19 protein-coding genes are annotated in these 20294 nt (G+C 46.7%); 2 read left to right on the top strand and 17 right to left on the bottom strand.

Features of this window, described 5'->3' with window-relative positions; translation table 11 throughout:
- Positions 1 to 29: 29 nt before the first annotated feature.
- On the top strand, positions 30 to 1061 hold the full coding sequence (locus tag OB236_RS19030; protein WP_262685413.1) for a glycoside hydrolase family protein: 1032 nt from the start codon (positions 30 to 32) through the stop codon (positions 1059 to 1061).
- A gap of 72 nt (positions 1062 to 1133) precedes the next feature.
- Positions 1134 to 1712 (top strand): GNAT family N-acetyltransferase, encoded by a 579-nt coding sequence (locus OB236_RS19025; RefSeq protein WP_262685412.1) that lies wholly within the window; start codon positions 1134 to 1136, stop codon positions 1710 to 1712.
- A 190-nt stretch (positions 1713 to 1902) separates the two neighbouring features.
- Here OB236_RS19025 and OB236_RS19020 read toward each other — a convergent pair whose 3' ends face one another.
- The 17 genes from OB236_RS19020 to OB236_RS18940 all read right to left on the bottom strand — a co-directional run bounded on the left by OB236_RS19020 (position 1903) and on the right by OB236_RS18940 (position 20281).
- A complete protein-coding gene (locus tag OB236_RS19020; protein WP_262685411.1) occupies positions 1903 to 3747 on the bottom strand; it encodes a glycosyl hydrolase family 28-related protein in 1845 nt (614 codons plus the stop codon).
- A 215-nt stretch (positions 3748 to 3962) separates the two neighbouring features.
- Positions 3963 to 4763, bottom strand: coding sequence for a polysaccharide deacetylase family protein (locus OB236_RS19015; RefSeq protein ID WP_076233319.1), 801 nt, complete (start codon positions 4761 to 4763; stop codon positions 3963 to 3965).
- 25 nt (positions 4764 to 4788) lie between these two features.
- The gene (locus tag OB236_RS19010) at positions 4789 to 5838 is read right to left on the bottom strand and encodes a glycosyltransferase (protein WP_262685410.1); all 1050 of its coding nucleotides are present in this window, start codon (positions 5836 to 5838) and stop codon (positions 4789 to 4791) included.
- Between the two features lie 133 nt (positions 5839 to 5971).
- Entirely contained in the window at positions 5972 to 7084 is a 1113-nt protein-coding gene (locus tag OB236_RS19005; RefSeq protein WP_076233317.1) for an acyltransferase family protein, read from the bottom strand.
- A complete protein-coding gene (locus tag OB236_RS19000; protein ID WP_144026512.1) occupies positions 7081 to 7587 on the bottom strand; it encodes a VanZ family protein in 507 nt (168 codons plus the stop codon). Before OB236_RS19000 ends, OB236_RS19005 begins: the two co-directional genes overlap by 4 nt.
- Before the next feature lie 71 nt (positions 7588 to 7658).
- Positions 7659 to 8828 (bottom strand): DegT/DnrJ/EryC1/StrS family aminotransferase, encoded by a 1170-nt coding sequence (locus tag OB236_RS18995; protein WP_262685409.1) that lies wholly within the window; start codon positions 8826 to 8828, stop codon positions 7659 to 7661.
- Positions 8829 to 8846: 18 nt separating this feature from the next.
- Positions 8847 to 9956, bottom strand: coding sequence for a lipid II:glycine glycyltransferase FemX (locus OB236_RS18990; RefSeq protein WP_262685408.1), 1110 nt, complete (start codon positions 9954 to 9956; stop codon positions 8847 to 8849).
- Between the two features lie 20 nt (positions 9957 to 9976).
- Complete coding sequence (locus OB236_RS18985; protein ID WP_262685407.1) at positions 9977 to 10753, bottom strand: methionyl-tRNA formyltransferase; 777 nt, start codon at positions 10751 to 10753, stop codon at positions 9977 to 9979.
- Positions 10737 to 11363: a sugar transferase gene (locus OB236_RS18980; protein WP_144026511.1), complete on the bottom strand. Its 627-nt coding sequence runs from the start codon at positions 11361 to 11363 to the stop codon at positions 10737 to 10739. The genes OB236_RS18985 and OB236_RS18980 overlap by 17 nt, the downstream gene beginning before the upstream one ends.
- 81 nt (positions 11364 to 11444) lie before the next feature.
- Positions 11445 to 12173 carry an acyltransferase gene (locus tag OB236_RS18975; RefSeq protein ID WP_076233312.1) on the bottom strand — a complete coding sequence of 243 codons (729 nt, stop codon included), beginning with the start codon at positions 12171 to 12173 and terminating at the stop codon, positions 11445 to 11447.
- Positions 12174 to 12192: 19 nt separating this feature from the next.
- Positions 12193 to 12798 carry a sugar transferase gene (locus OB236_RS18970; RefSeq protein ID WP_076233311.1) on the bottom strand — a complete coding sequence of 202 codons (606 nt, stop codon included), beginning with the start codon at positions 12796 to 12798 and terminating at the stop codon, positions 12193 to 12195.
- A gap of 28 nt (positions 12799 to 12826) precedes the next feature.
- Positions 12827 to 14023 carry a DegT/DnrJ/EryC1/StrS family aminotransferase gene (locus OB236_RS18965; protein WP_076233310.1) on the bottom strand — a complete coding sequence of 399 codons (1197 nt, stop codon included), beginning with the start codon at positions 14021 to 14023 and terminating at the stop codon, positions 12827 to 12829.
- Between the two features lie 46 nt (positions 14024 to 14069).
- Positions 14070 to 15275, bottom strand: a complete 1206-nt coding sequence (locus OB236_RS18960; protein ID WP_076233309.1) for a glycosyltransferase — start codon at positions 15273 to 15275, stop codon at positions 14070 to 14072.
- A complete protein-coding gene (locus OB236_RS18955) occupies positions 15272 to 16603 on the bottom strand; it encodes a flippase (protein WP_262685406.1) in 1332 nt (443 codons plus the stop codon). Before OB236_RS18955 ends, OB236_RS18960 begins: the two co-directional genes overlap by 4 nt.
- Before the next feature lie 2 nt (positions 16604 to 16605).
- Positions 16606 to 17961: a nucleotide sugar dehydrogenase gene (locus OB236_RS18950; protein WP_408638494.1), complete on the bottom strand. Its 1356-nt coding sequence runs from the start codon at positions 17959 to 17961 to the stop codon at positions 16606 to 16608.
- Positions 17962 to 17966: 5 nt separating this feature from the next.
- Positions 17967 to 19124 (bottom strand): DegT/DnrJ/EryC1/StrS family aminotransferase, encoded by a 1158-nt coding sequence (locus tag OB236_RS18945; RefSeq protein ID WP_262685405.1) that lies wholly within the window; start codon positions 19122 to 19124, stop codon positions 17967 to 17969.
- Positions 19125 to 19255: 131 nt separating this feature from the next.
- Positions 19256 to 20281: a Gfo/Idh/MocA family protein gene (locus OB236_RS18940; protein ID WP_262685404.1), complete on the bottom strand. Its 1026-nt coding sequence runs from the start codon at positions 20279 to 20281 to the stop codon at positions 19256 to 19258.
- Between the last annotated feature and the right edge of the window lie 13 nt (positions 20282 to 20294).

Below are 20294 nucleotides of genomic sequence, written 5' to 3'. Positions count from 1 at the left end.
TACTCGGACTCGAAAGGATGAAACCCTTCATGAATCCAAGAGCAGAGCTTGGAAAATGGAAAAGAAAGCTGGTCCGCCTCGGACATTATGTTTCTTGGAGATACCAGCATATGCTTTATAAGGGAAGAGTTCATCAGCCCATTCCAGTCGTTGTACCTACTTACGATCAATCCGGACAATGCGTCCATCCAAGCGTGCTTTATTTCCCTCAAGCCTGGGAGGGGCATCGCTATTGGATGGCATTTACCCCATATCCCGACGGCAATGATCAGCTGGAAAATCCTTCAGTTGTTGTATCCGACAATGGTATTCATTGGACGGTTCCAACTGGCCTTTCCAATCCATTAGTCCCATCTCCCGGCACAACGGCGGATTATTTGTCCGACCCTCATTTATTCATTCATGATAAACAGATGTATATGATTTATCGTGAATATCTTCGGAGCGTTACTCCGTTTGAGGAGCGGTGGTTCATTATGCATTCATTGAATGGGATCGATTGGGGACCACCCGTTGAGATTACTTACAACAATAAGAGTATCCAGGTCTCCGCCTGCGTCCTTCATGATGGAAGTCAGTTTGTGATGTATTTCGTGACTTACACCGCGGGTAATTTTAAATCGATCCAGAAAATAGTCTGCAAGGGTGACCCTATGCTCAAGGAGAATTGGTCTGAGCCGAAAGATGTTCAATTGACAGGGCTACCCGATGGAGTCTGGCCTTGGCATCTCGATGTAACCCTGAATCCGGACAACAGCTGGGATATGCTGCTTACCACTTGTAAGGGAATCGGCGGTGTCCACACCCGCCTTCATTATGCGTTCAGCCTGAACGGAGATGAGTGGTCTACAACTGCCGTGCCTTTTATCCAACCTTTACATCCGCTTGAAAACAGCCTTCACTATAAAGCTAGTATGATCCGTATGGATCATGACCTTTATCATCTGTGGTACTCCGCCATGGATGTATGGGGGAAATGGTACACGCTTTTCTTACCTGTACGTAAAGAGCAGCAGCAGTTGCTTCCGATTGAACTTAAGCCTGAGCAGCAGACCGGTTAAGAGCAAATATTAGCATCCTTCGCTGCAATCGTTAGAATCCATTCCAATCTAACTAATAGGAGGTGACTTCGTATGATTAGACAAGCAAATCACTCTGACATGAATGAGATTGCACGAATTCATAAGCAGCAATTTAATGATCACTTTCTGGGAAGGTACTCGGTCAGGATGATCCAAAAATTTTATGAAAGCTACCTGGACTCCTGCATATTTCTTGTAAGCGTATCTGATGAAGTGATCAATGGCTTTGTTATGGGTGGACGATATGTAAATCTGAATAAGTCAAAGGAGAAATTTATCCACGACAATAAACTGCATTATATTATTGAAACCATATTCAGACCCTATATTTATCTGCAAGCATTCAGAAGACTACGTTTAATCAAACCAGACCCTGCCTCGGTTTCTGAAACTGATGCCAATTTAATCAGCCTGCTATCGATATCAGTATCCGAAAATGCAAAAGGAACTGGTGTTGCCTCAGAACTTATCAATGAATTTGAAAAGCAAGTTGGGTTGGAATCTGACGCCTACAGTTTATCCGTAAAAAAGACCAATAACCGAGCCATACAATTTTATTATCGAAAAGGTTTTGTAATAGAAGTAGAAAAGGAAAGTTCGATATTTATGACGAAGACGCTGCACTTTTAAGCAGTAAATGTCGAAGATTCGATGAAATATCTTCTATAATGCCGTGAGACCCAGCTGACACAATCAGCGGTGGGGTATGTCAGAGATACAAACTGAATAGTCCTACTACGCCAAATTCAAAATAAAGGAACCCTCTAACCCACAATAAAAGTGGAAGTTGAAGGGTCCTTTTTAATACCTTTTCCTACTATTATGCCTTTCCTGTCATATTGGCCCATGTCCCTGAACCCGATGCAGAAGAAACACACATCCAGCCCACGTTCGTGGTCGGACTCTTATGATAAACCAGGTCTCCTACCTTCCAGCCGAGCTTATCTGTAGGCGCTGCGGTATAGCCCATTTGGAATTGCTTCATCGTAGGATCGACCAGATACTCCGCATAAATTTTACCGGCGGTATTCCGATATCCTAACGTATTATCCGTGCTATGCTCAATCGTATTACCATTAATGAGCAAGCCTCTGTTGTAAATATCTATGCGGACACCGACTGCCATCTTTCCATCCGTACTTGAGATATAATTGTTAGTTATCTTCGGAGTACCGTCAATTACTAGGATACCGTTACCACGGCCTGAACCTGATCGACTTGGATTGATAATTGTGTTGTTAGCAACATCATAGGTACCGTTGCATATTTCTATTCCTGAGCCGGGTGAATTCAGTATTGTGTTTCCTCTGAAGGAACCCTTATAGTAATCTTCATTCAGGACCATCCCCGTTGAACCGGTATAGTTCAGTAATTCGAACAGGTTCCCATCCACATTGCCGGTACTTGCCGGACAACTTAGGGTAATAGGCTGTAATAGCTTGTTATCCTTGATCTGGAAAGAACCTTTATGTTTCGTATAGAATGCTAGACTCAGAGAATCACTCACGTTTCCTGTGACAGTTATAAAGTCTCCATTCTTTTGGCCACCAATTTGCAAATAAGCATCGCCGCCCGTATTGGTGTTAATATTATTGGATATCAACAGGTTTTTAATATGTGCATTCGCATCGGCAGGAGTATTCGGCTGAACAAATAGACCCAGGGTATCGCGAAGAATATTATCCGTAATGACAACCCGGTCTGTTTTATATCCTCTGACAAAGATACCAGCGTTTTTGATGTTCTCGATGGAATTACCCGTAATGACGACGTTACCTATGCCATTTGTCGGATAACTGGCATCTCCTCCAACTAGGATACCCACGCACTCCAAATATTTCATATCCTTGACTACGTTGTTGCTGATGACCACATTTCTGCCTGTGCGCGTCACCTGGATCCCGATCGTATCCTTGCTGCCATCAGTGACCAATCCGTTACCTTCACAATAATTGTTAGAAATCTGCAGACTCTTTAGGCAATAATGCGAGTCGATCCCACGCCCAAAGTTGTAATTGGCTGTAACTCCAATGACCTTGGCAGTTATGACATCAAGGGTCATTCCATATCCATCAAACGTATTGAAGGAAGGGTTCCCATTGCTATTGTACGACCCGCCAAGTACGTTAATCTCCGTCGGATAACCGCTTGTCTTGGGATCGGCCGTATTACCCGTGCTAATGCCAGCCATGCCGTTGTGGTGGCAATTGCAGTTCAGAATGGTGACATTACTGGTATCTACACCGCCTGTTGCGATGCCGGCCCATGTGGTGTTGTGTACCTCAACATTTTCAATATAGATGTTGTTGCCATGCACCTGTAGTCCGTTACGAGCCTTCCCGCCGAGCTTCGCTGTGGCAATCCCTGTATAAGCAATCTCCAAATCACTGATCACCAGATTATTGCCCGTTATTTTCATAATGGCTACATCGCTTGCTGACGGAACGATGGAACTCGTAATCTTGGCACCCTTTTCAGCCCGTATGGTAAGGTTGTTTTTAACTAGTACTAGATTGGTAACTAAATAGGTACCTATCGGTAGATAAAGAATACCGCCACTGGGTAACGAAGCCACAGCTTTGGTAAAAGCTGCTGTATCGTCAGTCGAACCATTCCCAACTGCTCCATAGTCCTTAATATTATTGATCGTTACGCTGTTACTCATCTGTCATCACCAGCCTAAATTAGATTTGGTAATTCTGAATTGCAATCCACTCTATGAATTTGCCTTCTATACAATGTTATATGAATAGAAGCTGCGCTTTGATACATGCACATGCCATTATGAGTAACTAAAAAAGACAAGAAAGGCATTAGGCCATCTTGTCTTTTAATCTATTCTATTCGTTTCAAATGACGCGCATGCAGTTATCAACTCTACTAGAAGCGCGCCGCCTTGGTTTCATAGCTCTTCTTTCTGATTGCCATATAGGCATTCCAGGCTACAATCTTAACTACCTTCTTCAAATTCCAATAGATGGATTGCCTCATTCTCAGTGTTAGATCTCCAGCTGCTATCGCAGCAGCGGTTTTTGGCTTCGTCTCTTTCTTCATGCTGTAGCGTCCTAGTATGTAACATCCGTCTACCATGGAAATATCAGTTTTTGGTTCCGATGTGAACAAATACCGTACCCCTCCCAGTGCTGCCGCTTTGGCAAGCTTGACTGAATAAGAGCCTCCTGGGATGGATGCCGTCGTCACCTTCTTACCAAGTATATCCGACAAGGTTTGCACGCTGACCTTCCATTCGTGTACCTGCTGCTCCCAGCTGCATTCGGAAAACCGCGTTGGATGCGTACAGGAATGAGCTCCGATAATATGGCCTCTTGCTGCCAACGAACGAATTTGATCCTTGGAGAGAAAACCCTCGGTGCCAATCTGCCCGGTTGTAATGAAAAAATGCCCCCTCCATCCTTGAGCTTCCAGTAAATCCGCAATGATCGTATGCGCACTTACCCCCCCATCATCAAAGGTTAGCATGACAGGGCCCCCTGTCTCGACCTGCTTCTCCAGTACCTCAATAACCGTCGACACCCTCACCTTATCCTGCCCAGCTATCTCATGAAGATGAAGCTTGAAGTGCTCCTTGTTCAGCTTATACGCCCCTGCGTCTCTACCCAAAAAACCGCTTGAATCTTCTTTACCAACAGCAACTACATCGTGATACATCAGTGATATCATAAGGATCTCCTTTGATTCAGACATCTTACTTGTAGCTTATGAATGGCTTTCCTTGAAAAGGCAGGCTGATACTGGTAGCAATCCCGATCAGGTTGCCAATACCATAGGATAAATGCAAGGTTGGAAACACAAGGAACAGTGGTAGCCAGAGCCTCCAATCTTTCCGTTTGATAACTGCTTCACGAAACGAAACAACGGCAATAACAACTGTATAAACCAGCAACAGCACTTGCCATAAACCTATATGGATAAAGCCCAAAACGAGCAGCGCAGCAAGAAACGTAATGGGAGCCAGTTTTCTAATTGTGGGAAGTCTCTTATGCTTGACAAGAAATTTGGAAACCCAAAAACCGTAACGATAATATTGCTGCCCTAACAAAGAAAACGTCGGTCTGGAAAAGTAGGTAAATACAATACGCGGATTCAGAATGACTTTGCAGCCTTTCTGACGGGCCCGGAAATTGAAGTCGGAATCTTCGTCGTACAAAAGAAATTCATCAAAGCCTCCCAATTCCATCCAGAGCTGCTTGCTAAAGCTGGCAAAAGGAACTGTATCTACTTCAAGACAATTTTCATCGAAGCCATCCATTGTCCGGTACATCGCATTACCTATACCGACCGGATGACTGACTCCCAATGTTATGGCTTGTGCGGCAAGTGCCCGGGTACCCGGTTCGATCTGTATTCTGCCTCCACAAATAATTCGCTTCGATCCATCCGCTCCCAACATCTTGATCACTTCCATCACATAATTGACAGGGGCAAACGTGTGACCGTCCAAACGGATCAATAGTTTCGATTTGGCTTGCTGGCACCCCATGTTAAGGGATATCGGAATGTGCCGCTTCGGGTTGCTCAAAATGACGATGCTGCGGTTCAGTGGCAGCAGCTCACGCATCTTGTTCACGATGACAACCGTCTGGTCGCTGGAGTCTCCATCGATGATTATAATTTCGATATGTCCGTAAAATTGTTGATCAATCAGGCTTTGCACAACTCCGGCTATATACGGTTCTTCATTGTACGTCGGGATAATAACGCTCACTTCCAACGAATCTGATATTTCCGTTTTCACAATAAGGACCCCCTACCTTCACACGAAACGATTTGTATCTTTATCATTAATTTTATGATACATATCGTATCGTGTCAAGTATAAAATTCCAATCATTCACATTTATATATCGTTTCGCAAGTGGTTAAGATTCTTATACGGGCAGCTCTTTAGCAGAGCTCTCTTTAGTGGGGATTGGTTTAGATTCAAGCTCACGCTTCCCCATTCCCACCTTCCCAGCAAAATAAGGTCCCCAGCTCCATTTGTTTAAAACATGCAGCGTCACGATCGAAGCCAATGTGCTTCCCACTAGCATAACAATGACTCCAATTATATTTTCGTTCAACAGTGGGATTCTACGCGTGATGAGCACCATGACGGCCAAAAACAACGGATGAAACAAATAAATCCCGAACGAATACCGACTGATGGTCAGTATCCACCGCGGAACCTCTTTTAGCCGGATCGCGATATAAAACAGAAAAAGGCTCATAGCGACCGTAAAAAAAAGCATATCCACTCTTTTTGAAGAAATATCCTTTAAAATTCCCTGCTGCATTAAATATAAAGGAATGACCGCTGTCACCAACAGAAAAGCCATAATCCACTGGCCATTGCGGCGAATATGGTCCTTGAATACCTCATAATGACGTCCGCAATAATAAGCTAGTGTAAAGTAGAACAGCCACCCCAGACAAGGAACCCAATATAATTTACTCCAAATATAAGAGGAATAAGGAATATTCATCGGGTCGGTAAAGTTAAAAAAGCCCAAGTAGGCCAAATTAATGACTAAAGAAACACCCAGCACAAGCTTTGCTGAATATCGCTGAATGTAAACTTGAAACCAACGATGAAGCAAATAAAATTGGAAAATAATCAGAATAAAATACCCATGATAGTCGCCTATCAGTACATGAAGCAGGGATAGCTCCATAAAGGTTTGCACGAGCGGCGCACCCGTAGTCATACTGGCCTCAACCGCCTTCATCCCGGCATAAAAAATACCAAATAGCACATAAGGGACTAAAATGTAAGAAATCCGCTTTCCCCAAAAATGGCGCGGGATGGAATGCGGGTACGAATGGGATAAAATAAATTCGGAAATAAATACGAAGGTCGGCGTGCCAAACGTCATCAGAAGCGTAATCATTCGGATGATCATGGTCTCATCACCATAAATCCGATGGATGGAGTGCAGCAGCACGATACTAAGACAGGCGATAGCCCTAAGCAAAAACAGCTCATCAATCACTTTAGTTTTCATCTTCTTCTCCTCTCAAACAGGATAACAAGCAGCAGGACCATACCAGCCCCAAGTAAATCGATGCCAATATCCTGCACAGCTCCGGTTCTGGCGATTGTAAACGACTGGTTCCACTCATCCAGTCCGCCAACCAGCATCACGGCGAATAAAGCAGCAATCATTTTCCATGCGACACGGCGAAAGAATGGGGTCACAAACAGGTAGGAAAGAACAGCCAGCACAGAGTAAACAAACAGATGCGCCCCTTTTCTGACAAAAAACTCGACGAAGGTATAAGGTCTTTTCTTCGCTGCAACCTCTGAGCCCAGATAATGAATCGTTACATCAGGGAGCCGATCAGCTAGCTGCTGCGGTGTGAAATGTGATTTCAGCCATGGTTGAACGCTTTGCTGTGAGTAGGGCTGAAAGGACAGCAGTATAATAATGACAATCCACAGAAGAAGCGGCAGCAAATACCACACCACGGAACGGGAATGTGTTCGATTGTTCAGATTGTGTAACATAAAATAACCATCCTCTGGCTTCACCTTCCTGCTACCTTCTTGGTACTGAGCAGTCGACTGTCAGCTATACTTTAACGGAAATTTTTGACGACTTCCTTCTTCATGCAACCGCTCATACAACGGATAACTCGATTCATGTCTTCCACCGATAAGTTTGACCCTGATGGCAGACAAATACCTGAGTGAAACAACCGCTCCGAAACACTTTCCTCAGGACTATGCGGGTAATAGCGTACCCCCTCATATAACGGCTGAAGGTGCAGAGGCTTCCACAACGGTCTTGACTCGATATTTTGTTCGGACAACGCATCGATAAGCTGGTTCGGTGTCGTCTCGGTCAATCGTGAATCCAACAGCATCACCGTCAACCAGCGATTCGACCTTCCATATGACATTTCAGGCATAAAGGAAACTCCCGGAAATGCGCTTAATCCTTCCCTATACCTCTCAAAAATCGCACGACGAGATTCAATCCGGTCATTCAGTACACCAAGCTGCCCACGACCCACAGCCGCTAGCAAATTGCTCATCCGGTAATTGTAGCCGAGCTCATTATGCTGGTAGTGTCGGGCGGGCTCTCTGGCTTGTGTGGCCAAAAATTTTGCCTTCTTGAGCAGCACCTCATCATCCGATACAAGCATACCGCCGCTAGAGGTTGTAATAATTTTATTACCACTGAATGAATAGATCCCAAGCTTCCCAATCGTTCCACTCATGGCACCTTTGTAGCTGGCACCCAAAGATTCGGCGGCATCTTCCACAATGGGTACTCCATAGTGATCACAAATTGGCTTAATGGCATCCATATCGGCATTTTGCCCATATAGGTGGACCACAATGACAGCTTTAGGCATCCTACCCAGGCAGCTTGCATCGATAAAAGCTTGCTGAAGTGCGCTTGGGGACATATTCCATGAATCAGGCTCGGAATCGATAAATACGGGTTCAGCCCCTTGATACACAATCGGATTCGCGCTGGCAATGAAGGTTAAGCTCGAGCAAAAAACGATATCGCCCTTTCCTACTTCCAAAAGTCGCAGCCCCAGATGGATAGCAGAGGTGCCGGAACACAAGGCTACAGCCCCTCGCGCGCCAACATAGTCGGCCAGCTCTCTTTCAAAGCTATCCACATGAGGACCGATTGGAGCAATCCAATTAGATGCAAAGGCATCCATAACTAGAAGCTGTTCCTGCTCCCCCATGTGGGGTGGCGATAAATAAATTTTTTGTGCATCGTTCATTTATTTCACCTTTCTTTGCTAAGAATGAGCGGACCCAATCAATATGGATGATATTGGTGCTTCCTGAAGCTCCGGATGTCGGTACAAAGGAAAATAATTTTGTTCAACCATTGAGATTGCAATAGGTTCTATGATGGCTTGATACAAGGATTCGCAGTGTATACGCTTGCCAATATAAAAGTCGGCCATCGTCTTCTCGTTAAAGCTCCGCTTGAAACGAAACAAGTTATCGTTGCCTGTATAGCCGCCCCCCAGATGCATGTAACGATACCCACGTTCACGAGCCTGCGTAGCCGCATAATGAATCAGCAAATTAATCGGTGCCACCGGCAAATACTGTCTATCGGAGCCCATCAGATGATAGTGCGCAAATTCGCCGCTATACATAAACATCGCGGAAGCAATGACCTTGTCACCATATTTGACCTCCACGAGCCCTATCTGATCTCCTAGTATTTGTACCGTGTTAGCAAAAAACTGTTCACTGAAATAGTAATAGGACTGGGCCTGCTTCTTATCCATCGTAGAGTAATAGAGCGCCAGTAGCTGTTCCAAATCTCCGGTGTCGGCCTGAGCAACGGTAAGGCCCTCCTTTAACGCCCGTCGAATCCGATTTCGATTATCTCTGGAATACTGCCTCTGCATATCCTCCTCGCTTTGATCCAGGTTAATATAAATCGTATTACGTACAAAACAGGGGTCAACAGCCTCATAATCCAAGGCATTGTTCAATATCGGGTGAAACCGGACGAATTCCGTAATGATGTGCTTCTCCTCACAGTAGGCATGGAACACACTTTCAAACTCGCGAAATATAACCGCCTTGTCCGCAGGCTCGACCACATTGGTCAACGGTCCTCCATAACCGTAAGGCGTAGAAATATCGTACACCTCATGACCAAGCTTCAAGCGGGCAACTACAGGCAGATCGCTAATATTGCGCAGCAAATAGGGATAACAGACGAACTGTCCATCACGTTCATAAATAAATAGCTGTGCTTCTCCATCTCCATTTTCCTCATAAATTCTGGCGTATCCGGCAGTAAAGTAAATATCGCTGCGCGGTACCTGACGTAGATAAGCATCCCATTGATCCGCCTGCCCGGCGCCTAACAGCTGAATGTTCATTACCACTATTCCTCTCCTTATTAACTATCTGCTTGCTTGAAATGCAGGGCCGCTGTTTCCTGATCTGACATGAAACGAGCCGGAACATGACCTGGAAACTGGAACGCTCGTATCCGCCTCTTGACTTCTTCTGACGACAGCTTCGCAGATAACAACTTATAAGTAAGCACCTGCTCCGCATAATAGGTAGCTGCCTGGATACCTGTTTGATTCATATAATCCTGCTGAGAGGTTCCCCTTAGCTTGCCCATGGCAATATGAACCAGTGTTTCTTTGATTAGCTCCAATCCCAGCTGATTACTTTGCTGAAACAATTCGTATACCGTGTCAGCAGCATTAATCGGAAAACGCCGTACTGCCAGAATCGGTCCGGTATCAATACCCTTATCCATCCAATGAAGACTTGTGCCGAATTCGCTTCGTCCCTCAATAATTGCGGCTGCGTCACACATCGACCCACGCATGTCCGGCAGAGGTGCTCCATGTAAATTAACAACACCTAACAGAAACCGCTCCAGATGCTTGGGCCGCAATATCTCATGAAAACGCACGCTTAAGCCTATATCCGCCTCCAATTCAAGTACGTCGTCCATTGTGAGCAAGGGGACTCCCCAACGGACAGCTGCTTCCTGCATATCCTGATCATCAACAGCTATACGCCATGCCGATCTTGGCTTTCGTGTGCATACTACACCGATGACCTCGAATTTGTCCTCTGATAGCAGCCATTTCAGGCAATCGACGGCTACACCCATACTTCCGAATAACACCAGCTTCCATCTAACTTTTGCTTGCATCCTTTCGCCCCCATAGTCTACGTTCGTCATCCAAATCCGGCAGGGTCAGACTCGGTGCTTCCGCTACATCCTTGCGTCCGATGACCTTTACTATCGTTTGCCATACAATTATTGCATCCATTACCAGTGTCTGCTCTTCTACATATTTGATATCCAATGCGAACCTCCCACCCCAACCGATGTTATTGCGACCGTTAATTTGCGCAAGACCCGTAATTCCTGGACGAATCGAAAACCGTTTCTTCTCTTCCTCCGTAAAATAAGGCAGGTAACGGATCAGCAGTGGTCTCGGTCCAATCAAGCTCATATCTCCACGAATCACATTAAACAATTGCGGCAGCTCATCCAGACTGAGCCTGCGCAGCTTAAGACCAAAGGGAGTTAGCCTTTGTTCGTCAGGGAGCAGCTTGCCACTTGGGTCGACCCCATCTGTCATCGTCCTGAATTTGAGCAGCGTAAATGGCTTCATTTCCTTACCAGGACGCAGCTGCCTAAACAGGATTGGCGAACCCAGCTTGAATCGGACAGCTATCGCTGTGACGATCATCACCGGCAGCAGCAGTAAGGTCAGCACAAGAGCGGTCGGAAGGTCCAAGCATCTTTTTATCATTAGAATCTCTCCATGTCATAACGGAATAGGTCGAATACGTCATTACTAAATAGAAACCCGTTATATCGAGTGCTTACTTGCTTACTGATATTTTAGCAGTTCCGCTTTAGGCACCTTGCGTACATATTTGGCCGGAACACCGAGTACAAGCTCCTCAGCAGCCACATCCTTGGTCACGATACTTCCGGCTGCTACCACGCCGTCAGCTTCAATAGTTATACCTGGAAGCGTAGTCGCATTGGCCCCAACTCTGGCACCATCCTTCATCGTAATCCCCTTCATTTTGGAAAAACGCTCTCGGGTCCGCCCCATAAAATTATCATTGCTTGTAATCACACCCGGCGCTACGAATACATCATTGCCAAGGTTCGAATACGCCGTGATGTAGCAGTTCGTTTCAAGCTTGCACCTGCTGCCTACGGTACAGTCGTTCTCAATGGACGCGCCCCGTCCGACAATCGTTTTATCGCCCACGAGTACACGTTCACGAATCGTTGCCAAGTCAGCGACAAACACATCCTGACCGAGCTTGGCTCCTGCATAAATAATCGATGAGGTGCCAATGGTGCATCCGCTGCCGATTTCAGCAGGCGCTTGTTCGGGGCGATCCAGTAAAACTGAATTTTTGGCCTTAAATGGCTGTTTACCTATTACCACATTATCCTGGATCATAACTTCGCTTCCAATAATCGTGCCTTCATAAATAATTACATTATTCCCGATTGATACCTTATCACCAAAGACAACACCTTCCTGTATCTGAACATTGCAGCCCAGCTTGACAAATGCTTGCTCGTTCACATTGAACACACGAAATCAGCTCCTTGTCTCATAAAATTTTGTGCAGCGTTCGAACAATAATCTGTACATCCTTCGTCAAAGAGGCACTTTGCAAATATTGCAGGTTCATATCCAGCTTATCTGGCATAATTTTCTCGATATACAGCTTCTCAGGCTGCTCCGCCGAGCTCAACAGCGAATTTTCATCGCTGTATTTGATGGATGCCCAGTCGGTAATGCCTGGACGTATGGAAAGCACCGCCATTTGCTTCTCGCTGTAGTAGTTGACGTAATACGGAACCTCGGGCCGTGGACCGACAAAGCTCATATGCCCCATTAAGACGTTAATCAGCTGCGGCAGTTCATCCAGCTTGTACTTGCGCAGCAGTCTTCCGCTTCTTGTAATCCGCGGGTCCTGACCAACAGTAATCTGCTTGCCCATCAGCTCGGCGTCCACAACCATCGTACGGAATTTGAGAATCGTAAAAAGCCTCTGGTCTTTACCAACGCGCTGCTGCTTGAACAGGGTTGGACCCTTGGAATCCAGCTTGATCCAACTGATTAAGATGAAGAATACGGGCAAAAGCAGGAGCAGTCCGAACAAGGAGAACAAGATATCAAATGTGCGCTTTGTAATTGTATAAGTTGTCTTCATGACTCGCCTTTCCTTTCATCAGGACCTGTCACCTTTTGTGAGCATCCACTATACGGTTCACATGGTAGCTGACATAATTCACTTCCTCAATCGTCATACCTGGATAAAGTGGAAGTGAAATTGCCGCTTCATAGGCCTTCTTGGTTTCCGGGTAATCGTCAACGGAAAATCCGAGCCTACGGTAATAAGGGTGCTGAGGCACCGGGATAAAATGGACACTCGTACCAATACCCGCCTCCTTCAGCAGCTCGATCATCTCGCTGCGTGAAATGCTCAGCATATCCTCCTGTAGGCGAATCACATATAAGTGCCAGGCATGACGATGCCCTGGCAAATCTGCCGGAAGGATCAAAGCCTCATTCGAGCTAAATGCCGATGTATACATCGCTGCGTACAGCTCGCGCAGATCCTGCATGTAAGATAGCTTGCTCAACTGCACCAATCCGAGGGCGGCCTGTATATCGGTCATATTGTATTTAAAGCCAGGCTGCTGCACCTCATAATACCAGGAGCCTTTTTCCGTGTAGCGATTCCAGGCGTTCTTATCCATTCCATGCAAACTGAGCATTCGGATCCGATCGGCAATTTCCTCATCACGGGTCGTCACCATGCCGCCTTCCCCAGTCGTCAGATTTTTGGTTGCGTAAAAGCTGAAGCACGTCACGTCGCCGATGCTCCCGATCATCCGTTCCTTATATTTGGTATGCACAGCATGGGCGGCATCTTCTATGATCTTTAATTGGTACCGCTCGGCAATTTGCAGGATCTGGTCCATCTCACAAGGTAAACCGGCAAAATGGACTGGAATCACAACCTTGGTACGACTCGTTACAGCCTGTTCGAGCAGATCCGGATTCAGATTCATCGTAACCGGATCAATATCGACGAACACTGGGGTCGCTCCACAGTGAATGATCGTATTTACCGTTGCTACGAACGTATAAGGCGTTGTAATTACCTCATCGCCAGGGCCCACTCCATAAGCGAGCAGTGCCAGATGAAGACCGGCTGTGCAGGAGTTCAGACCAATTGCCAACGGACTGCCTACAGAAGCGGCAAAGCTCTCTTCAAATTCAAGGGTTTTGGGACCGCGACTGAGCCAATTGGATTTAAGGGAATGAATGACTTCCTGAATCTCTCTCTCATCTATTAATGGCAGGGCATATGGAATTCGCAATTGGATACCGACGGTTGCCGCACCCTGGGTGCTTGTTAGATTATTCATAGTTTATGTACCATCCACCTTTGTATTTAATGGTTGCTGCAGCGCTTTATTCCATCGCTTGCGGAACATCAGCCACCAAGCCTTCATACAGCTGTATGAGCCTCGCCGCATTAGAGTCCGCATCATAATGTTCATATACGTACTTTCGCAAGCGCTGTGCTTGTTCTACAACATCATGCTTCTTCAATCTCACATTCCGAATCGCCTGCTTTAACTCTCCAACCGATTTGGCACTGATCATCAACCCCCTGCCAGCGTTCAACAGTTCGGGTATCCCACCCACATTTGTTGCGATAACCGGTGTTCCTGCAGCCCCTGCTTCAACTAACACGGTTGGCAGGCCTTCGCGGTAAGATGGGAGCACCAACAGATCGGCCGCTGCCAAATATAAAGGAATCTGGTTATTCGGCTGAACACCAACAGCTATCGTATGCGGAGCCGCCTTTACCTCATCCTGCAGCAATCCTCCACCTATGAACACGCCCATGATCGCGTCGTCACCATCATTGACAAGTCCTTTCAGTGCTTTAAGCAGCTCGTGAATGCCTTTGCTTGGAATTAAATTGCCGATATAGAGCACTAGAAATGAATCCTGCGGCAAACCTAGTTGCAGCCTTGCTTCCCGTTTGGTTGGAAGCGAGCTATACGCCTTCAGATTAATGCCCACCGGTTTCACCATCGGGTGCACTCCACTTATTACCTTCGTCCGGTCAGCCAAAGCTTGGCTGACCGCCAGCACGGATGTCGAACCCCTTACAGCGGAGCAAAAACGCCGAAAGGTCATTTTGTTAATATTAGGGTACACATTCACATCACTACCATGAAGCGTTAGTATGCTGGGTACCCCCCATTGACGGCTCAAGTGAACCGCGCTAAGGCCGAGTGGAAAGGAAAAGTGAGCGTGAATTAAATCCGGCTTCATTATCCCCATCCGTAATATTTTATTGCGAATGACCAGATGATCAGGCATAGCCAGATGATTGGCACGGGGTATGGCCAGATAGCGCGGACGGTGAATCGTCACTCCACCATCCTGATATTGTTCCGGCGTTTGCTTGTATTGGTTCCACTTGGCACGAAATGTATCCATCATAGGGGGTACCCAGGGTACCGGAGCTATTACCTCGACCTTTGCACCCATGCGCTCTAACGCCCTCACTTCGGTCTGGTGGAAGATCCCCCCTATCGGATCTCCTTCTGTCGGGTAAGCGGGCGTTAGCCAAAGCACCCGAAGCGGGTCTGTTCGTTTCATCCAACCGCCCTCACTTTTCTTCTGAAATATCCAGCTAACAACTTCAAATCATCCTGCTGGAGAATGATAAATTCCTTGTAGGCCACACCTGTCAGACGTTTGAAGATAATGACATATATCAGCGAGCTTAGCGTATAGGTTGTCGAGGTCGCGATCGAGGCCCCGATCATGCCAAATCTCGGCACCAGCAGCAGATTCAATAACAGATTGCAGGTAACCGTGACGAACGATACGTACATCACAATCCCTGGCTTACCCCGACCGGATATATCATTGGCAATAATCCGCTCCAGCGAGCCGACAATAATACCAGGAAGGAGCAATTGCAGCGATAAAGCACCTACTGCATAATCCGCTCCAAACATCAGCGTAATAAACCAGCCCGACAGGAAGTAAAAGAAAATACCGCCAACAATCGATAGAGCCAACACACTGCGGCCCACTACAGAAGTCAAACGATTGCGTTCGGCTTCGCTTGTAAGCGACGATATTTTGGGAAAGAGTACCATCGACACCGCTCGTGATAAAAACCACAGCTGCTCCGCCACGCTGACTGAAATCGCATAAATGCCTACAGCTGCTGAATTAACAAATAGCGCGATCATGATTAAGTCGGCACGATAATTCAAAAAGGTTGCGACATTGCTAAGATGATTTTTAATCCCATACAATACGCTTTTTTTGACATATTCCAGAGAAAATCGACTACTTTTCCAGTTCAACCCATAATTGTTTCGGAGCAGATACCAATTAACAGATAACGTGGTTACATGTCCGGTGACGGTACTGATAAGCGCTCCGAGAAGGCCCAGTTGGAACACTACGATCAGTAAACACATTAACAACAGGGTCAGCAATTGACTGAAGAAAAGAACACCCGTCAGCCGTTTGAAATCTTGCCGTCCATGATAGATGCTTTGCAAAAATATATTCAGGAACAATACCGGAAGTATAGATAGACAAAGAAACAATATACCTCGCGGTGTGTCCGAACCGAACAAAGCATCGGAGGCAAACACGATCAATAGCGTTCCGATCAGAAAAGAAACCAGACTTAGTACCAGGGCTGAGATCACGTTAGTCTTATAGATCGTGCCGAGCGTCTCTTCCTTGCGGCCAATGTAATACACAGTGGAGACCTCAATACCGAGGTTCAGAAACAACATCAGCATCGTAGGCAGTAAGATCGCGAGTGAGTAAATACCCTGGCCGGTTGTTCCTAAATATCTGGCCGTCACCATAGCTGTACCCAAACCAATAGCAATTCCGGATAGCTGTCTGGCAACTGTCAACAGGCTGTTACGGAAAAACACCTTGTTCTCGCTCATACTCACAGCAGGTAGTACTTGCCAAGTACCTCTTTTCCCTTCATTGCGTTCCTCGTATCAAACAGCACCGGAGCACTTCTGCGAATCAGATCATAATTGAAGCCCGAGTGATCTGTCGTAATGACCGTAATATCGGCTTTCTTCAAATTCGCTGCTGTCACCGGAATAGTGTTATATACGCGTCCTTGGTGCTCGCATCTGCTGATATACGGATCGCTGTACATGATATTGGCGCCTCTTTTCTCAAGCTCCTCGATGATCTTGACCACAGGGGATTCTCGGTAATCGTCAATATCTTTTTTATAGGACAGGCCCAGCAAAAAGACCTTCGAGTCTTTCAAAGACTTTTTATCTTCATTGAGAATATGGCTGATCCGCTCAACAACAAACTCCGGCATGCTGTTATTAATCTCACCGGCAAGTTCAATCAGGCGCGTATGGTAATTGTATTCCCTTGCCTTCCAGGTGAGATAAAACGGATCGATTGGGATGCAGTGCCCACCCAGCCCCGGGCCCGGATAAAAGGCCATAAAGCCATAAGGCTTGGTCTTGGCCGCATCGATCACCTCCCAGACATTAATTCCCATCCGGTTGCACAGAATTGCCATCTCATTGGCCAGCGCAATATTAATATTGCGAAATGTATTCTCAAAAATTTTCTCCATCTCAGCTACAGCAGGACTGCTTACCTCATGCACCTCTCCGTCCAATACGGCCCGATACATGGTAGATGCGACCCGTGTGCAGTTATCCGTGACACCACCGACAACCTTAGGTGTATTTTTGGTATTGTAGCTTTTGTTACCGGGATCGACGCGTTCCGGCGAGTAGGCAAGGAAGAAGTCACGTCCGCATTGCAGTCCGGATACCTTTTCCAGAGTAGGTTTGACCAACTGCTCAGTTGTTCCCGGGTAGGTCGTGCTCTCCAGAATGACCAGCATCCCGGGACGCAGATATTTGCCGATTTCAATAGTCGAACGCTCGACATAACTTGTATCCGGCTGCTGATACACATCAAGCGGTGTCGGCACACAAATCGCTACAGCATCGACATGACTCATGAAGGAGTAATCAGAGGTAGCCTTTAATCGCCCCTCCTCTACCATCGTGCGCAAATCCTCGTCAACAATATCGCCAATATAATTGACGCCCTCATTGACCATATCTACCTTGCTTTCCTGTACATCAAAGCCGATCACCTCGAAGCCGGCCTTGGCTTTCTCTACCGCGAGCGGAAGTCCGACATAACCAAGCCCGACGACACCAATCACGGCTCGTTTGGCATGAAACTTAACCATCAGTTGTTCGGCCATCAGAGAGGTTGCGCTTTCCTTACCCGTTATAGTTGCTGCTGTCATTGCACTCATTGAAGCTCACCCCTTTTTTCAAAAAAGTCATGGACGACCGCTATCACATAGGCTTGGTCCTCATCGGTCATTTCGGGATAGAGCGGCAGAGCCATCGTACCGAGCGCAGCCTGTTCTGCTACTGGCAAACTGCCAAGCCCATAGCCCAGGGGCTGATACACCTGTTGGCGGTGTAGTGGAACCGGATAATAACTGCCCGAACCCACGCCATGGTCAGCCAAATGCCGTAACAGTGCATCCCTGTGCGGGGTTTGAATAATGTATAAATGATAGATAACATACATCCCCTGGGATTCCATTGGCAGCTTCAGCGGTGTAACCCGCAGCTGGGCCGTATACACTAGAGCTTTCTGCCTACGCTTACGGTTCCAGTCATCCAGATGCGGCAGCTTTACCTTCAGCATGGCAGCCTGCAGGGAATCCAGACGACTGTTGTAGCCGATCATTGAATGGTAATATTTAGGGTTACTGCCGTGTACACGCAAAATTCTAAGCTTGGCAGCCAGCTCGTCATCATTGGTAATGACCATGCCCCCATCACCGTAGCCACCAAGATTTTTGGTAGGGAAGAAGGAAAAGCAGCCTGCGGTTCCAATGGAACCGACCGGTCGATGCTTGTAAGCCGAACCCATCGCCTGGCACGCATCCTCAATCACGTGCAATCCATATTTATGGGCGAGCTCCATAACCGCATCCATCTCAACCGGCTGTCCAAAGATATGTACGGGTATAATCGCCTTCGTCTTTGGAGTAATGGCCGCTTCAAGCTTCGTCGTATCGATGTTGTAGCTATCCGCCTCTATATCGATGAACACTGGCACAGCACCCAGCTGTGAAATCACCTCCGCACTCGCAAAAAAAGTAAACGGTGATGTAATAACCTCATCTCCAGGTCCGATCCCCAGCGCATCCAGTGTCAGCAGCAGAGCGTCTGTGCCATTGGCTACCCCGATTGCATGCTTGATGCCGCAATATTTGGCCACCGCTTCCTCAAACTGTTTCACGGCTGGCCCCATTATGTAGCTGCCGCTTTCCAGAACCTGATTCATTGCGGCTTGAAGCTCTTCCTTCAAGTAGTTATACTGTGCCACCGTATCCAGTAGCGGCACTTCCCTTTTAGTAAAATAGTTTAAACGATGCATGGTTATGCTCATCATGATCTCTCCCCTGGAATTAAAGTACGGTAAAAAAAGGATCCACTCCGTTCTATATTTACCGCACTTCTATATATCATTTTCGAAAGCTGTTTATTCTGGGTAAACCTGTTTCGTTGTCTACTGTCTATTTACTGACTCACCTCTTCGCGTTCCATTGCACTGCGTTCGGCAGCAGCGTAAATATCGAGAACCAGCTTCAACGCATTGCGACCGTCTCTCAGGGTGACAAGTGGCTCTCGATCATCACGGATGGCTCTTACCATATCCCTGATGATTCGCTGGTGGCCAGGAATACCGTACGGATCCGCTTCAATGATTTGAATCAGTTGCTCGTTCTCGCTCGGTAACGAATGCTCGAAAACCCAGTGCTTTATCCAGCTTGCCGTTGGCCCCCCTATCACAGCGGTACCGGTTTCGCCGAAAATACTGATCGATTCCTCGTAATTTTTCGGATATATCGTGGATGCCGCTTCGATCACACCCACAGCTCCATTCTCAAATTCCAATATAGCGGCTGCAACATCCTCTGCTTCAATAGCACGTAATCGGGTTGAAGTTATGGCATGCACCCGTTTGACTGGACCCATCAGCCACAGCAGCAAATCCAGATTATGTATGGCTTGATTCATCAGTACGCCGCCGTCCATAGCCTTCGTTCCTCGCCAATCGGCTTGATCATAGTAGGCTTGATTCCGATTCCAGCGGACGGTTGCATTGACATGGCTGATGGTTCCAAACCGACCTTGATCGATCATTTTCTTCAACTCTACAATAGCAGGGCGAAACCGGTTAGGATGTACGACAGCGCATTTGACTCCATTTCTGAGGCATGCTTCCTCAATTCGATCCACAGCCGCAAGCGTTAAGGCTATCGGCTTCTCCACAATAATGTGCTTACCTGCGTTCGCAGCCTGCACCGCCAATCTTTCATGCAAACCACTCGGTGTGCAAATATTGACCACGTTGATCTTCGGATCATCTAGCATTTCACTATAATTGGTGTAGCCGATGGCTCCGGTCTTTACAATAAAATCATCAAGTGTGATACGATTTGTATCACAAACCGCGTGTAAATGCGCATCCTGAATGAATTGGATCGATTCCGCATGCTTCTGGGCAATATGACCGCAGCCTACTATGGCAAAATGGATCATGTCTGTTTGCGCT

Source organism: Paenibacillus baimaensis, from assembly GCF_025567575.1.
The sequence above is the reverse complement of the archived record's forward strand: the minus strand, read 5'-3'. Positions and strand labels throughout refer to the sequence as shown.

Excerpts from the sequence above, each read along its gene's own strand:
- OB236_RS19030 (WP_262685413.1), top strand. The coding sequence starts at position 30 with ATGAATCCAAGAGCAGAGCTTGGAAAATGGAAAAGAAAGCTGGTCCGC.
- OB236_RS19025 (WP_262685412.1), top strand. The coding sequence starts at position 1,134 with ATGATTAGACAAGCAAATCACTCTGACATGAATGAGATTGCACGAATT.
- OB236_RS19020 (WP_262685411.1), bottom strand. The coding sequence starts at position 3,747 with ATGAGTAACAGCGTAACGATCAATAATATTAAGGACTATGGAGCAGTT.
- OB236_RS19015 (WP_076233319.1), bottom strand. The coding sequence starts at position 4,763 with ATGATATCACTGATGTATCACGATGTAGTTGCTGTTGGTAAAGAAGAT.
- OB236_RS19005 (WP_076233317.1), bottom strand. The coding sequence starts at position 7,084 with ATGAAAACTAAAGTGATTGATGAGCTGTTTTTGCTTAGGGCTATCGCC.
- OB236_RS19000 (WP_144026512.1), bottom strand. The coding sequence starts at position 7,587 with ATGTTACACAATCTGAACAATCGAACACATTCCCGTTCCGTGGTGTGG.
- OB236_RS18995 (WP_262685409.1), bottom strand. The coding sequence starts at position 8,828 with ATGAACGATGCACAAAAAATTTATTTATCGCCACCCCACATGGGGGAG.
- OB236_RS18990 (WP_262685408.1), bottom strand. The coding sequence starts at position 9,956 with ATGAACATTCAGCTGTTAGGCGCCGGGCAGGCGGATCAATGGGATGCT.
- OB236_RS18985 (WP_262685407.1), bottom strand. The coding sequence starts at position 10,753 with ATGCAAGCAAAAGTTAGATGGAAGCTGGTGTTATTCGGAAGTATGGGT.
- OB236_RS18980 (WP_144026511.1), bottom strand. The coding sequence starts at position 11,363 with ATGATAAAAAGATGCTTGGACCTTCCGACCGCTCTTGTGCTGACCTTA.
- OB236_RS18970 (WP_076233311.1), bottom strand. The coding sequence starts at position 12,798 with ATGAAGACAACTTATACAATTACAAAGCGCACATTTGATATCTTGTTC.
- OB236_RS18965 (WP_076233310.1), bottom strand. The coding sequence starts at position 14,023 with ATGAATAATCTAACAAGCACCCAGGGTGCGGCAACCGTCGGTATCCAA.
- OB236_RS18960 (WP_076233309.1), bottom strand. The coding sequence starts at position 15,275 with ATGAAACGAACAGACCCGCTTCGGGTGCTTTGGCTAACGCCCGCTTAC.
- OB236_RS18955 (WP_262685406.1), bottom strand. The coding sequence starts at position 16,603 with ATGAGCGAGAACAAGGTGTTTTTCCGTAACAGCCTGTTGACAGTTGCC.
- OB236_RS18950 (WP_408638494.1), bottom strand. The coding sequence starts at position 17,961 with ATGACAGCAGCAACTATAACGGGTAAGGAAAGCGCAACCTCTCTGATG.
- OB236_RS18945 (WP_262685405.1), bottom strand. The coding sequence starts at position 19,124 with ATGAGCATAACCATGCATCGTTTAAACTATTTTACTAAAAGGGAAGTG.
- OB236_RS18940 (WP_262685404.1), bottom strand. The coding sequence starts at position 20,281 with ATGATCCATTTTGCCATAGTAGGCTGCGGTCATATTGCCCAGAAGCAT.